The following is a 13,030-nucleotide window of genomic DNA, read 5'->3' as shown; positions in this document are numbered from 1 at the left end:
GATCAGATAAGATCTGCCCAGAGGATATTGCCTATGTCCCGTGAAGACGTCTTCGTTTCGACCGAGTGGCTGGCCGAGCGCCTGAATGCACCGGATATCGTGGTGGTCGACGCCTCCTGGTACCTGCCGGCGCAGAAGCGCGATGGCGCGGCGGAGTATGCGGCGCGGCGCATTCCGGGCGCGGTCCATTTCGATATCGACAAGATCAAGGACACCCGCTCGTCCCTGCCCCATATGCTGCCCTCGGCGCCGGAATTCGCGGCGGCCGTCGGCGCGCTCGGTATCGGCGACGGCATGCGTATCGTCGTCTATGACGGGCTCGGCTTCTTCTCGGCTCCGCGCGTGCGCTGGACCTTCAAGGTGTTCGGCGCGCGCGATGTCGTCATCCTCGATGGCGGCTTCCCGAAATGGCTCGCCGAGGGACGCCCCGTCGAGGAGGACAGCCCGAAGGCACGCCAGCCCCGCGTCTTCACCGCCCGGCTCGACAACAGCGCCGTCGCCAATGCGGATGATGTGGCGCGCGCCACCGCGTCGCAGGCGATCCAGGTGGTCGATGCCCGCGCCGCCGACCGCTTCCGCGGCGAGGCGCCGGAGCCGCGGCCGGGCCTGGCCTCCGGCCATATCCCCGGCTCGCTCAACCTGCCGTCGTCGCAGCTCACCAGCGATGGCCGGCTGAAATCCCCGGAAGAGATCGTCACGTTGTTCCGGGATGCCGGCGTCGATCTCGACAAGCCCTCGATCATGACCTGCGGCTCGGGCGTCTCGGCCGTGATCCTGTCGACGGCGCTCGAGACCGTCGGCAAGCCGGCCAAGGCGATCTATGACGGCTCATGGTCTGAATGGGGCATGGGCGAGCGGCCTGTCGCGACAGGCCCGGCGAAGCAGGACTGATTGGAGACTGCCATGGGCCACGACCACGACCACCCGCACGATCACGCGCATGACGGCGAGCCGCGCTGGAAGCATGACGGCGTGCGCGTCATCACCGGCGACAAGCTCGATCCGAACACGGCGCAGACGCCCGGCATGTTCCGGCAGGCGGCGATCAACCATGCCCGCGTCGGCGCGCAGAAGATCTGGGCCGGCACGGTCGCGATCGAGCCCAATGCCAAGACCGGCGTGCACCATCATGGCGCGCTCGAAAGCGTGATCTATGTGGTGAGCGGCAAGGCGCGGATGCGCTGGGGCGAGCGGCTGGAATTCGTCGCCGAGGCCGGGCCCGGCGACTTCATCTACGTCCCGCCCTTCGTGCCGCATCAGGAGATCAATGCCGATCCCGACAACCCGCTGCAATGCGTGCTGGTGCGCTCCGACAACGAGGCGGTGGTGGTCAACATCACCGATGTCGACCCGGTCGAGAAGCCGGAGGAGGTCTACTGGGTCGACCCGATCCACAAGCACCCGCACGGGTGAGCATGGCCGCAAGGGGCGCCGCTTCTTGACTCGCCGGCGAGGCGCTGCGAGCATCGTTATATTCAATTGGATACAGCGATAAGCGCAGCGAGGAACAGCATGTTGAAGCGTCGTACCCTGCTGGGCATGGGCCTCGCCCTTGCCGTGAGTTTCGCCCCGGCCTTCGACGCCGCGCAGGCGCAGACGAAGGATCTCGTCATCTTCGCCGCCGCCAGCATGAAGAACGCGCTCGACGAGGCCGCCGCCAATTGGGTCAAGGAGAGCGGCAAGCCGGCGCCGAAGATCTCCTATGCCGCCAGCAACACGCTGGCGAAGCAGCTTGAGAACGGCGCCCCGGCCGATCTCTTCGTCTCGGCCGATCTCGACTGGATGGATTATGCGGCAAGCAAGAACCTGATCAGGCCCGACACCCGCGTCAGCCTGCTCGCCAACCGGATCGTGCTCGTCGCCGGCAAGGATTCGACCGCCACGCTCGATCTCAAGCCCGGCGTCGATGTCGCGGGCGCGGTCGGAGCCGGCCGCCTCGCCATGGGCAATGTCGATTCCGTCCCGGCCGGCAAATACGGCAAGGCCGCGCTGGAGAAGCTGGGTAGCTGGGACAAGGTGAAGGACAAGATCGCGCAGGCCGACAATGTCCGTGCCGCGCTGCTGCTGGTCTCGCGCGGCGAGGCGCCGCTCGGCATCGTCTACGCGACCGACGCCGCCGCCGACAGCCAGGTCAAGGTCGTCGCGACCTTCCCCGAGGATTCGCACCCGCCGATCGTCTATCCGGTCGCGGTCACCAAGGATTCGGCCAACCCGGACGCGCAGGCCTTCCTGACCTATCTGCGCAGCCCCGCCGCCAAGCCCGTCTTCGAGAAGCAGGGCTTCACGGTTCTGAACAAGGCCGCCAGCTCTTCGTGACCGACTGGCTGACGCTTTCGCCTGACGAATGGACGGCGGTGAGGCTGAGCCTCATCGTCGCGACGACTGCCATGCTCGCGAGCCTGCCCCTGGGGCTCGCGGTTGGCTTGCTGCTGGCGCGCGGGCGCTTCTGGGGCAAGTCCCTGCTCGACGCCATCGTCCATATGCCGCTGATCCTGCCCCCGGTGGTGACGGGTTATCTGCTGCTCGTCGGCTTCGGCCGGCGCGGGCCGATCGGGCAGTTTCTCTATGACTGGTTCGGGATCGTGCTGTCCTTCCGCTGGACCGGTGCGGCGCTGGCCTGCGCGGTGATGGGCTTCCCCCTGATGGTCCGCGCCATCCGCCTCTCGATCGAGGCGGTCGATCGCAAGCTCGAATCTGCCGCCGGCACGCTGGGCGCGAGCCCGATCTGGGTCTTCCTTGTCGTCACGCTTCCGCTCTGCCTGCCCGGCATCATCGCCGGCATGATCCTGTGCTTCGCCAAGGCGATGGGCGAGTTCGGCGCGACGATCACCTTCGTCTCCAACATCCCCGGCGAGACCCAGACCCTGCCCTCCGCGATCTACACCTTCACGCAGGTTCCGGGCGGCGATGCCGGCGCGATGCGCCTCACGCTGATCTCTATCGTGATCTCCGTCGCCGCGCTTTTCCTCTCGGAAGTGATGGCGCGCATCGTCGGCCGCCGGATCGCCGTCGAATGACTGATGTTCTCGACATCGCCATCCGTCACAGGCTCGGCGACTTCACGCTCGACGCCGCCTTCGCCTCCGACGGGCGCCTGACGGCGCTGTTCGGCAGCTCGGGCTCGGGCAAGACCTCGCTGGTCAATGTCATCGGCGGACTGATCCACCCCGATTCCGGCCATGTCCGCGTCGATGGCGAGACGCTGGTCGATACCGAGCGCGGCATCTTCCTGCCGAAGCATCGGCGCCGCATCGGCTATGTCTTCCAGGAGGCACGGCTCTTCCCGCATCTCACCGTGCGGCAGAACCTGTTGTTCGGGCACTGGTTCGTGCCGCGTGCCCAGCGCAGGCCGGCCGAGCTCGACAAGGTGCTGGACCTGCTCGGCATCGGCCATCTGCTGGGGCGGCGACCGGGCGCGCTCTCCGGCGGCGAGAAACAGCGCGTCGCCATCGGCCGCGCGCTGCTGGCGCAACCGCGCCTTCTCTTGATGGACGAGCCGCTGGCGGCGCTCGACGAAGCCCGCAAAGCCGAAATCCTGCCGCATATCGAGCGCCTGCGCGACGAGGCCGGCATCCCCATCGTCTATGTCTCGCATGCGCTGGCGGAGGTCGCGCGCCTCGCCACCACCGTCGCCATGGTCGAGAACGGGCGTGTCGCGGCTTGCGGGCCGACCGCCGACATCCTGTCCCGGCCCGATCTCGCCGCGCGGCCGGGCGCGCCGGAGGCGAGCACCTTGCTGTCCGCCGAGGTTACCGGCTTCGAGGAGGCCTTCGGGTTGGCGCGGCTGAATACGCCGGCCGGTCCCTTGACCATCGCGCGGGGCGCGCTGCGGCAGGGCCAGCGGATCAAGATCCGCATCCTCGCCAGCGACGTCATGCTCAGTCTCGGCCAGCCAGCCGAGATCAGCGCGCTCAACATTCTGCCCGGAAAGGTGGCCGAGATCGGCGAGCGCAGCGGCGCGGGGGGCAGCACCATGCATCTGCTGATCGCTTGCGGTGAGGCGAAGCTGGCGGCGCGTCTCACGGCGAAATCCGTCGCCCTGTTGGGCCTGGCGCCCGGCAAGCCGGTGCATGCGGTGATCAAGAGCGTCTCGGTCGAGATGCCTTGAACCGGCCTCCCCGCCGCAACCACGCCGTCATTCTCGGGCGGAGCGAAGCGCAGACCCGAGAATCTCAGGCAAGGTGAGGTAAAAGGAGCCTACTTCGGCATGAGATGCTCGGGTCAAGCCCGAGCATGACGGCCAAGCCGACAATGGGCTTTCGAAACCCCGCCCCCTTGACCTTCCCATGATGGGAAGCCCCATATGACTCGTCATCACCAAGAAGGAGACGGCGATGACGGTCATCGACAGAAGCAGGAACGACCTCGAAACCCTCGATCTGGGGGTCGAGGGCATGACCTGCGCGAGCTGCGTCGCCCATGTCGAGCGCGCCATCGCGGCGGTGCCAGGCGTCGATGCGGTCTCGGTCAATCTCGCGACCGAGCGGGCTCACATCAGCTTCACCAAAAGCGGCACCGATCTCGGCCAGATCGAGGCGGCGGTCCGCAAGAGCGGCTACACTCCGGTCGAGAACACGATCGAATTGTCGGTTTCCGGCATGACCTGCGCCTCGTGCGTCGGCCATGTCGAGAAAGCCCTGCGCGCCGTGCCCGGCGTGGTCGAGGCGACCGTGAACCTCGCGACCGAGCGCGCCAGCGTGAAGACGCTCTCCGGCGATGAGATCGTCCCTGCCCTCGTCAAGGCTGTGGCCGGCGCCGGCTATGAGGCGAGCCCGGTCGTGGCCGCCGATGGCGATTCTACGGCTCGGCAGCAGGCTGCCAAGGACGAGGAACAGAGCAAGCTGCTGCGCTCCGTCATCCTCGCCGGCTTGCTGACGCTGCCATTGCTCGTCGTCGAGATGGGCAGCCACATGGTCCCCTCTCTGCACCACTGGCTCGCCGGCACCTTCGGCGAGGGAAACCTGCGCGTCTTCTCCTTTGTGCTGGCGACCATCGTCCAGTTCGGGCCAGGTCTCGTCTTCCTGCGCAAGGGTTTCCCGGCGCTGCTGCGGCTGGCGCCCGACATGAACTCGCTGGTCATGCTCGGCACCGGCGCGGCCTATCTCTATTCGAGCGTCGCGACCTTCCTGCCGGACCTGATGCCGGCCGGCACGGACGGCACCTATTTCGAATCCGGCGCGGTGATCGTGACGCTGATCCTGCTCGGGCGCTGGTTCGAGACCCGTGCCAAGGGCCGCACCGGCGCCGCCATCCGCAGCCTGATCGCGCTCCAGCCCAAGACAGCCCGCGTGCTGCGCGACGGCGCCGAGAGCGATGTCGCGGTCGACAGCGTGCGTCCCGGCGATATCGTGATCCTGCGGCCAGGCGAGCGCGTCCCGGTCGATGGCGAGGTCACGGACGGCAGCTCCTTCGTCGATGAATCGATGATCACCGGTGAGCCCGCCCCCGTCCGCAAGGAAGCCGGCAGCACCGTCACCGGCGGCACCGTCAACGGCTCCGGCGCGCTACGCTTCACCGCGCAAAAGGTCGGCGCCGACACGCTGCTCGCCCAGATCGTGCGGACGGTTCAGGCCGCACAAGGCGCCAAGCTGCCGATCCAGGCGCTGGTCGACCGCGTCACACTCTGGTTCGTGCCGGTCGTGATCGTGCTGGCGCTGATCACCTTCGCCGTCTGGCTGAGCTTCGGTCCGAGCCCCGCCCTGTCGCATGCGCTCGTCAACGCTGTCGCGCTGCTCATCATCGCCTGCCCCTGCGCCATGGGTCTGGCGACGCCGACCTCGATCATGGTCGGCACCGGCCGGGGTGCCGAGCTCGGCATCCTGTTCCGTCAGGGCGACGCCCTGCAGGCGCTGAAGGACGTGCAGATCGTCGCGCTCGACAAGACGGGCACGCTGACCAAGGGCAAGCCCGAGCTCACCGATATCGAGCCGGCGAACGGCTTCGCGGCTGACGATGTGCTGCGGCTCGTCGGCTCGGCCGAGAATCTCTCGGAGCACCCGCTGGCGCAGGCGCTGGTCGCGGCGGCCAAGGCCCGCAATCTTGCGCTCGCCGAGCCGGCCGATTTCACCAGCGATCCGGGCCGCGGCGTCACCGCAACGGTCGAGGGCCGCAAGGTCGCGATCGGCGGCCACCGGCTGATGGAAGAGGCGAAGCTCGACATCGCGCCCTTCGCCGCCCGCGCCAAGGCGCTGGCCGAGGCCGGCAAGACGCCGCTCTATGCCGCGATCGACGGACGGATCGCCGCCATCATCGCCGTCGCCGACGCGGTGAAGGAGACCACACCCGCGGCCATCGCCGCCCTGCACAGGCTCGGCCTCAAGGTCGCGATGGTGACCGGCGACGACCGGCGCACGGCGGAAGCGGTCGCGCGCGGCCTCGGCATCGACGAGGTCTGGGCCGAGGTGCTGCCGACCGACAAGGCCGAGGTGGTGAAGCGCCTGCAGGGCCGCGGCGCGAAGGTCGCCTTCGTCGGCGACGGCATCAACGATGCGCCGGCGCTGGCCCAGGCCGATGTCGGCATCGCCATCGGCACCGGCACGGACATCGCGATCGAAAGCGCCGATGTCGTGCTGATGTCCGGCGACGTGATGGGCGTGCCGCGTGCGATCGCGCTGTCGAAGGCGGTGATTTCCAACATCCGCCAGAATCTCGCCTGGGCCTTCGGCTACAATGCCTTGCTGATCCCGGTTGCAGCCGGCGTGCTCTATCCGGCCTTCGGCATCTTGCTTTCGCCGGTCTTCGCCGGGCTCGCCATGGCATTGTCCAGCGTCAGCGTCGTCAGCAATGCGCTCAGGTTGAAGCGTTTCAAGGTGGAGGCCTGAGATGAATATCGGCGAAGCCGCAACCCGCTCCGGCGTCAGCGCCAAGATGATCCGCTATTACGAGAGCATCGGCCTGATCACCGCGCCGGCCCGCACGGCCGCGCAATACCGGGTCTATGCCGCCGAAGACGTGCATACGCTGCGCTTCGTGCGCCGCTCGCGCGATCTCGGCTTCTCGCTGGAGGAGACGCGCGAACTGCTCGCGCTCTGGCGCGACAAGAGCCGGGCCAGCGCCGATGTGAAGAACCTCGCCATGGCGCATGTGCGCGAGCTCGAAGAAAAGGCGGCCGAACTCAAGGCGATGGCCGACACACTGCGGCATCTGGCGACGCATTGCCATGGCGACCACCGCCCGGATTGCCCGATCCTCGCCGATTTCGCAGCTACCACGCCGACGCAAGGCAAAGCCTGAGACGCTGCTCCGCCATGCGCTGAATGTCTGGACGGAGCGGCGCGGGATTGCTCATATGCCGCTGCCCACCAGAGGCGGGTCCGGCCCGGCCACATCGGCCCAGTCGGGGAATCCGCCTCTCAACAAAAGACGGGGAACGCCCATGCGGTCCCCAGGCGGAACGACAATGGACAATCGAAACGATCTCTGGCGGCATGTCGATGCGAATAAGGAGCGCCTGATCGCGCTCTCCGACCGGGTCTGGGGCATGCCGGAGGTGTGCTACACCGAGAAGCGCTCCGTCGCCGAGCATATCGCGGAGCTGAAGCATCAGGGCTTCAGGATCACCGAGAGTGTCGCCGACATCCCGACCGCCGTGATCGGCGAGGCCGGCGAAGGCGGCCCGGTCATCGCCTTCCTCGGCGAGTACGACGCCCTGCCCGGCTTGTCGCAGGAAGCCGGCGCTTCCGAGCACAAGGAAATCGAGGCTAACGGCCATGGCCATGGCTGCGGCCATAACCTGCTCGGCTCGGCCGCGATGCTCGCCGCCGTGGCGATGAAGGAATGGCTCGCCGAGAACAAGATCCCCGGCCGCGTCCGCTATTACGGCTGCCCGGCTGAGGAAGGCGGCGCCGCCAAAGCCTTCATGGTTCGCGCCGGCGCGTTCGACGACGCCGATGTCGCGATCTCGTGGCACCCGTCGAGCTTCTGGGAAGTCGCTCCGGCCCTCGCCTTGGCCAACACCCGCGCCGATTTCGTCTTCACCGGCCGCGCCTCGCATGCCGCTGCCGCGCCGCATCTCGGCCGCTCGGCGCTCGATGCCGTCGAGCTGATGAATGTCGGCGTCAACTATATGCGCGAGCACATGCCGTCCGACGCCCGCGTCCATTACGCCCTGCTCGACACCGGCGGCATCGCGCCGAACGTCGTCCAGGCCCATGCCCGCGTCCGTTACTCCATCCGTGCGCGTGACCTCCGCGGCATGCTGGAGCTCGTCCAGCGCGTGAAGAAGATCGCCGAAGGCGCCGCGCTGATGACGGAAACCAAGATGGAGATGCGCATCGTCAGCGCCGTTTCCGATCTCGTCGCCAACACGCCGCTCGAAGAAGCGATGCACAAGGTGATGGGCGAACTCGGCGCGCCGCATTTCGACGATGCGGACAAGGCCTATGCCGAGAAGATCCGCGAGACGCTCTCCCCGCAGGAGATCGCCTCGATCTGGCGCACCATCGGCATGCCCGATACCGGCGTCCCGCTCGCCGACTTCCTGGTGCCGCGCGACGCCAAGCGCAACCCGGCGATCGGCTCGACCGATATCGGCGATGTGAGCTGGGCGGTGCCGACCGTGCAGGCCCATGCGCCGACGGTCGCGATGGGCACGCCGTTCCACACCTGGCAGGTGGTGGCGCAGGGCAAGTCCCCCCGCCGCGCACAAGGCGATGGTCCATGTCGCCAAGGCGATGGCCGCGACCGGCGCCGCTGTGCTGAGCGACCCGGCCCTGATGGAAGCCGCCAAGGCCGACCACAAGGCGCGGCTGGGCAAGGAAGGCTACACCTCGCCGCTGCCGCCCGAAGTGAAGCCGCCGCTGACGATGTCGCTGGGCTGATCGCGTCTGACCTGCGGTCATTCTCGGGCGCCGCGCAGCGGCGACCCGAGAATTTCGCGCCGGTCGAAGCGCCCTTCCTTTACGAGATGCTCGGGTCAAGCCCGAGCATGACGGCTGTGGCTGCGTTGCCTTGCCGATTGAACGAACACATATGATCCGGAAGAATGGCCACCTGCCGCACGCCGGCAGAATCGCCACCCGGAGCTAGCATGGATCGCGCAGAGGAAACGGAGGACGGGCTCGGCCGGCATCACCGCACGGCCAGCGGCCAGGCCGATTCCGCGATGCCTGAACCCGTTGATCTCGCCGGCTATGTGCTGGACGAGCAGTTCGGCTTCCTGCTGCGGCAGATGCAGCAGCGCTATGTCGCCATGTTCATGGAGATGATGGGTGCGGACGGGCCGACACCGCCGCAATTCGCGGTGCTGTGCCGGCTCGCCGTCGACGGGCGGATTTCCCAGAACCAGCTCGGCCGCATGACGGCGATGGACCCGGCCACGATCCGGGGCGTGGTGACGCGGCTGGCCGAGCGCGGGCTGGTCGAGCGCCTGCACGATCCCGACGACAAGCGCCGCGTGCTGGTGCAGCTCGGCCAGCGCGGCCGCGAATTGCTCCCGGACTATGTCGAACGCGCCAAGGCGATCACCGTCGCGGCGCTGGACCCGATGGCCGAGCCCGAAGTCGAGCCGCTGCTCGACGTGATGCGGCGCCTGCTTTCTGGCTTCAAACCGCCAGATACTGGCTCCGCGCCGCCTCGTTAGCCTTGAGCGCCGCCATCGTATCGTCGAACCGGATCAGGCCCTTCTCGATGATCACGGCACGGTCGGCGATGCTGCCGGCGAAATGCAGGTTCTGCTCGGAGAGCAGGACCGACAGCCCCTCGCCCTTCAGCACGCGGATGGTCTGCGCCATCGCCTCGACGATCACCGGCGCCAGCCCTTCCGAGGGTTCGTCGAGCAGGAGCAGGCGCGGATTGCCCATCAGCGTGCGGGCGATGGTCAGCATCTGCTGCTCGCCGCCGGACATGGCGCCACCAGGCCGGTCGCGCATGCGGCCGAGATTGGGGAAGAGCTCGAACAGCCGCTCCGGCGTCCAGTGCGGCGCGCCGGTCCGTGGCGGCTGGCGGCCGACCTCGAGGTTCTCCATCACGGTCAAATCCGAGAAGACCCGCCGGTCTTCCGGGACATAGCCGATGCCGAGCCGGGCGATGGCGAAGGGCTCGCGGCCGGCGATCTCCTTGCCTTCGAAGCGGATCGAGCCTTGCGGCTCGGGCACCAGCCCCATCACCGTCTTCATCGTCGTGGACTTGCCGGCGCCGTTGCGGCCCATCAGCGCGACGACTTCGCCAGCCCTGACCGCAAAGCCGACACCGTGCAGGATCTTGGCGCGGCCATACCAGGCCTCGACGCCCGCCAGTTCGAGGAGCGTCGCCATCAATGCCCTCCCGAGGTCGCGCCGGAGCCGAGATAGACCGCGCGCACCTGCGGGTCGTTGCGCACCTCGGCGCTGGTTCCGGAGGCGATCAGGCGGCCGCGATCCAGCACCAGCACGCGGTCGGCATGGGCGAAGACGACATCCATGTCGTGCTCGGTGAAGAGCACGGCGATGCCGCGCTGCCTGGCGATGCGGGCGGTCAATGCCATCAGGGCGATGCGCTCCTGCGGCGCCATGCCGGCGGTGGGTTCGTCCATCAGCAGCAGCTTCGGCTCGTTGGCGAGCGCGACCGCAAGCTCGACGCGCTTCAGATCGCCATAGGCGAGCACGCCACAGGCGCGCTTGGCTTGCCCGGTCATGCCAACCTGCTCGAGCAGCGCATTCGCAGGTTCGAGGCGGCGCTGGTCGGCGCGACCGAACAGGCGCCAGGTCTTCCCGGCATGGGAGATCAGCGCCATCTGGACGTTCTCGCGCACGGTCATCGAGGCGAAGGTCGCGGTGATCTGGAAGGTGCGGCCGACGCCGAGCCGCCAGATTTTGCGCGGCTCTAGCCCAGTGATCGGCTTGCCGGCCAGAAGCACCTCGCCGCGATCGGGCTTGAGCTGGCCGTTCAGCATGTTGAAGCAGGTCGTCTTGCCGGCGCCGTTCGGGCCGATCAGGGCGACCAGTCGGCCGGCTTCGACCGCGAAGGAGACGCCGTCGACCGCCTTCACGCCGCCGAAGGATTTTGCGAGGTCGCGGGCTTCCAGAACAGGGGGCACGGGCGCGTTCATGCGGTTGCCGTTGCTTGCGCGGCGCTCTCGCGCCGGGCGCGCCAGTAAAGCCATGTGCCGACGAGGCCGCGTGGGAACAGCACCACCAGCAGCACGATCGAGAGACCAAGCGCGAAGCGCCAATAGGCTGTCATCTTCGCGAGCTGCTCGTTCAAGCCCATATAGGCGAAGGCACCGACAACCGGCCCCGCCACCGTCTGCACGCCGCCGAGCAGCACCATCAGCAAGGCATCGACCGAGCGCGGGATCGCCATATAGGTCGGGAAGACCGAGCCCTTCGAGAAGGCGAAGAGCCCGCCGGCAATGCCCGCCGCGATCGCGGCGATGACGAAAGCCGCCCATTGCAGGCGCCCGACATCGAGCCCGATCGCCTCGGCCCGCAGGGGGCTGTCGCGGCCGGCACGCAAGGCATAGCCGAAGGGCGCGAAGATGATCACGCGCAGGGCAACGATCACGATCACGGCGGTGGTGAGCGCGAGGTAGTAGAACACCGTCTTGGGCACCGCCCAGGCCGAGGGCCAGACGCCGAGGATGCCGTTATCGCCGCCGGTGAGGTCGACCCATTGGAAGGCGGTCGCCCAGGCGATCTGGGCGAAGGCCAGCGTCAGCATGGCCAGATAGACGCCTGAGAGCCGCACGCAGAACCAGCCGAAGATCGCGCCTGCGATGCCGGCCATCAAGGGCGCCAGCATCAGCGCCTCCTCCATCGGGCTGCCCAGCCATTTCACCGCCAGCGCCGCGCCATAGGCGCCGAGCCCGAAATAGGCGGCATGGCCGAAGGAGATGATGCCGCCCGGCCCCAGCAGCAGGTGCAGCGAAGCGGCGAAGATCGCGAAGATCACGAGATCGGTCAGGGTCAGGATAAGATGATCCGGCACGACCAGAGGTGCAAGCACCAGCAGCCCGAGCGCGACGGCTCCGAACAGCTTGGCAGCGCCATCGGCCGGGCGCAGCAGGAAGAGCTGGCCGGCATGGCCGCGCGGCTCGATGCCGGCCTTGCCGAGCAGGCCATGCGGCCGGACGATCAGCACCGCCGCCATCACCAGGAAGACGAGGACCAGCGTGATCTTGGGCAGGATCAGGATGCCGAAGGCGTGGAGCACGCCGATCAGCACGGCGGCGAGATAGGCCCCCGTCACGCTGCCGAGCCCGCCGACAACCACGACCACGAAGGCCTCGGCGATCATCGACAGGTCCATGTGCAGGTTGATCGCCTCGCGTGGGAGCTGGAGCGCGCCGCCGAGCCCCGCCAGTGCCGCGCCGAAGGCGAAGACCGAGGTAAAGAGCAGGCGCTGGTTGACGCCGAGCGCGCTGACCATCTCGCGATCCTGCGTCGCCGCCCGGATCAGCACGCCCCAGCGCGTCCGGTGGAACAAGAGCCAGATCAGGCCGAGCACGAGCGGCCCGACCGCGATCAGGAAGAGATCGTAGCTCGGGAAGCGGTTGTCGAACAGGATGACGAAGCTGCGGAAGCCCGGCGCGCGCGGGCCGAGCTTATCCTCCGGCCCCCAGGTCGCCAACGCGATATCCTGCAGCATCAGCACGACGCCGAAGGTCGCGAGCAATTGGAACAGCTCCGGCGCCTGATAGATCCGCCGGAGGATCAGCATCTCGACCAGCACGCCGACGAGGCCGGTAAGGAGCACGGAGAGGACGATGCTGCCCCAGAAGCCGAGCGGATCGGCCGGGCCAAGCCAGGTCACCAGCGTGAAGGCCAGATAGCCGCCCAGCATGTAGAGCGAGCCATGGGCGAAGTTCACGATGCGCGTGACGCCGAAGATGATCGACAGCCCGCACGCCACCAGAAACAGCGACGATGCCGAGGCCAGCCCGTTCAGGGTCTGGGTGAGGACGAGATCAAGCATGTCGTCTTGGAGCAAGGCGCCTGGCTGGGTACAAACCTGACCGTCATTCCGGGCAAGCGGCTGAAAGCTGCGCCGATCCGGAATCCATCGTAGAACGCGACACCCTACGATGGATTCCGGGGCAAGCCCGGAATGACGG

General features: G+C 67.8%; 11 protein-coding genes and 1 pseudogene. 9 read left to right on the top strand and 3 right to left on the bottom strand.

The window, feature by feature from the left end; all coding sequences use genetic code 11:
* Positions 1-33: 33 nt before the first annotated feature.
* From sseA to ACFJGT_RS09840, 9 genes and pseudogenes are all read left to right on the top strand, one after another.
* Positions 34-891 (top strand): 3-mercaptopyruvate sulfurtransferase, encoded by an 858-nt coding sequence (sseA, locus tag ACFJGT_RS09880; protein WP_377848354.1) that lies wholly within the window; start codon positions 34-36, stop codon positions 889-891.
* Positions 892-903: 12 nt separating this feature from the next.
* Positions 904-1,413: a cupin domain-containing protein gene (locus ACFJGT_RS09875; protein ID WP_377848353.1), complete on the top strand. Its 510-nt coding sequence runs from the start codon at positions 904-906 to the stop codon at positions 1,411-1,413.
* 99 nt (positions 1,414-1,512) lie between these two features.
* A complete protein-coding gene (gene modA / locus ACFJGT_RS09870; RefSeq protein WP_377848352.1) occupies positions 1,513-2,316 on the top strand; it encodes a molybdate ABC transporter substrate-binding protein in 804 nt (267 codons plus the stop codon).
* The gene (gene modB / locus ACFJGT_RS09865; RefSeq protein WP_377848351.1) at positions 2,313-3,017 is read left to right on the top strand and encodes a molybdate ABC transporter permease subunit; all 705 of its coding nucleotides are present in this window, start codon (positions 2,313-2,315) and stop codon (positions 3,015-3,017) included. Before modA ends, modB begins: the two co-directional genes overlap by 4 nt.
* Complete coding sequence (gene modC / locus ACFJGT_RS09860; protein ID WP_377848350.1) at positions 3,014-4,108, top strand: molybdenum ABC transporter ATP-binding protein; 1,095 nt, start codon at positions 3,014-3,016, stop codon at positions 4,106-4,108. The genes modB and modC overlap by 4 nt, the downstream gene beginning before the upstream one ends.
* A 226-nt stretch (positions 4,109-4,334) precedes the next feature.
* Positions 4,335-6,821 carry a heavy metal translocating P-type ATPase gene (locus ACFJGT_RS09855; RefSeq protein ID WP_377848349.1) on the top strand — a complete coding sequence of 829 codons (2,487 nt, stop codon included), beginning with the start codon at positions 4,335-4,337 and terminating at the stop codon, positions 6,819-6,821.
* 1 nt (position 6,822) lies between these two features.
* Positions 6,823-7,233 carry a Cu(I)-responsive transcriptional regulator gene (gene cueR / locus ACFJGT_RS09850; protein ID WP_377848348.1) on the top strand — a complete coding sequence of 137 codons (411 nt, stop codon included), beginning with the start codon at positions 6,823-6,825 and terminating at the stop codon, positions 7,231-7,233.
* A gap of 166 nt (positions 7,234-7,399) precedes the next feature.
* A pseudogene (locus tag ACFJGT_RS09845) lies at positions 7,400-8,819 on the top strand (M20 family metallopeptidase).
* 209 nt (positions 8,820-9,028) lie between these two features.
* Positions 9,029-9,580 carry a MarR family winged helix-turn-helix transcriptional regulator gene (locus ACFJGT_RS09840; RefSeq protein WP_377848347.1) on the top strand — a complete coding sequence of 184 codons (552 nt, stop codon included), beginning with the start codon at positions 9,029-9,031 and terminating at the stop codon, positions 9,578-9,580.
* Here ACFJGT_RS09840 and ACFJGT_RS09835 read toward each other — a convergent pair.
* From ACFJGT_RS09835 to ACFJGT_RS09825, 3 genes are read right to left on the bottom strand one after another with little or no spacing between them, the layout of a single operon-like run.
* Positions 9,543-10,253: an ABC transporter ATP-binding protein gene (locus tag ACFJGT_RS09835; protein WP_377848346.1), complete on the bottom strand. Its 711-nt coding sequence runs from the start codon at positions 10,251-10,253 to the stop codon at positions 9,543-9,545. The two genes, ACFJGT_RS09840 and ACFJGT_RS09835, sit on opposite strands and share 38 nt — an antisense overlap.
* Entirely contained in the window at positions 10,253-11,026 is a 774-nt protein-coding gene (locus tag ACFJGT_RS09830) for an ABC transporter ATP-binding protein (protein ID WP_377848345.1), read from the bottom strand. Before ACFJGT_RS09830 ends, ACFJGT_RS09835 begins: the two co-directional genes overlap by 1 nt.
* Positions 11,023-12,891 carry an ABC transporter permease gene (locus ACFJGT_RS09825; protein ID WP_377848344.1) on the bottom strand — a complete coding sequence of 623 codons (1,869 nt, stop codon included), beginning with the start codon at positions 12,889-12,891 and terminating at the stop codon, positions 11,023-11,025. The genes ACFJGT_RS09830 and ACFJGT_RS09825 overlap by 4 nt, the downstream gene beginning before the upstream one ends.
* Between the last annotated feature and the right edge of the window lie 139 nt (positions 12,892-13,030).

This window comes from Allobosea sp. UC22_33 (assembly GCF_042700715.1).
GTDB lineage: Bacteria > Pseudomonadota > Alphaproteobacteria > Rhizobiales > Beijerinckiaceae > Allobosea.
This window is presented reverse-complemented; position numbering and strand designations above follow the sequence as displayed.

Excerpts from the sequence above, each read along its gene's own strand:
- sseA (WP_377848354.1), top strand. The coding sequence starts at position 34 with ATGTCCCGTGAAGACGTCTTCGTTTCGACCGAGTGGCTGGCCGAGCGC.
- ACFJGT_RS09875 (WP_377848353.1), top strand. The coding sequence starts at position 904 with ATGGGCCACGACCACGACCACCCGCACGATCACGCGCATGACGGCGAG.
- modA (WP_377848352.1), top strand. The coding sequence starts at position 1,513 with ATGTTGAAGCGTCGTACCCTGCTGGGCATGGGCCTCGCCCTTGCCGTG.
- modC (WP_377848350.1), top strand. The coding sequence starts at position 3,014 with ATGACTGATGTTCTCGACATCGCCATCCGTCACAGGCTCGGCGACTTC.
- ACFJGT_RS09855 (WP_377848349.1), top strand. The coding sequence starts at position 4,335 with ATGACGGTCATCGACAGAAGCAGGAACGACCTCGAAACCCTCGATCTG.
- cueR (WP_377848348.1), top strand. The coding sequence starts at position 6,823 with ATGAATATCGGCGAAGCCGCAACCCGCTCCGGCGTCAGCGCCAAGATG.
- ACFJGT_RS09840 (WP_377848347.1), top strand. The coding sequence starts at position 9,029 with ATGGATCGCGCAGAGGAAACGGAGGACGGGCTCGGCCGGCATCACCGC.
- ACFJGT_RS09835 (WP_377848346.1), bottom strand. The coding sequence starts at position 10,253 with ATGGCGACGCTCCTCGAACTGGCGGGCGTCGAGGCCTGGTATGGCCGC.
- ACFJGT_RS09830 (WP_377848345.1), bottom strand. The coding sequence starts at position 11,026 with ATGAACGCGCCCGTGCCCCCTGTTCTGGAAGCCCGCGACCTCGCAAAA.
- ACFJGT_RS09825 (WP_377848344.1), bottom strand. The coding sequence starts at position 12,891 with ATGCTTGATCTCGTCCTCACCCAGACCCTGAACGGGCTGGCCTCGGCA.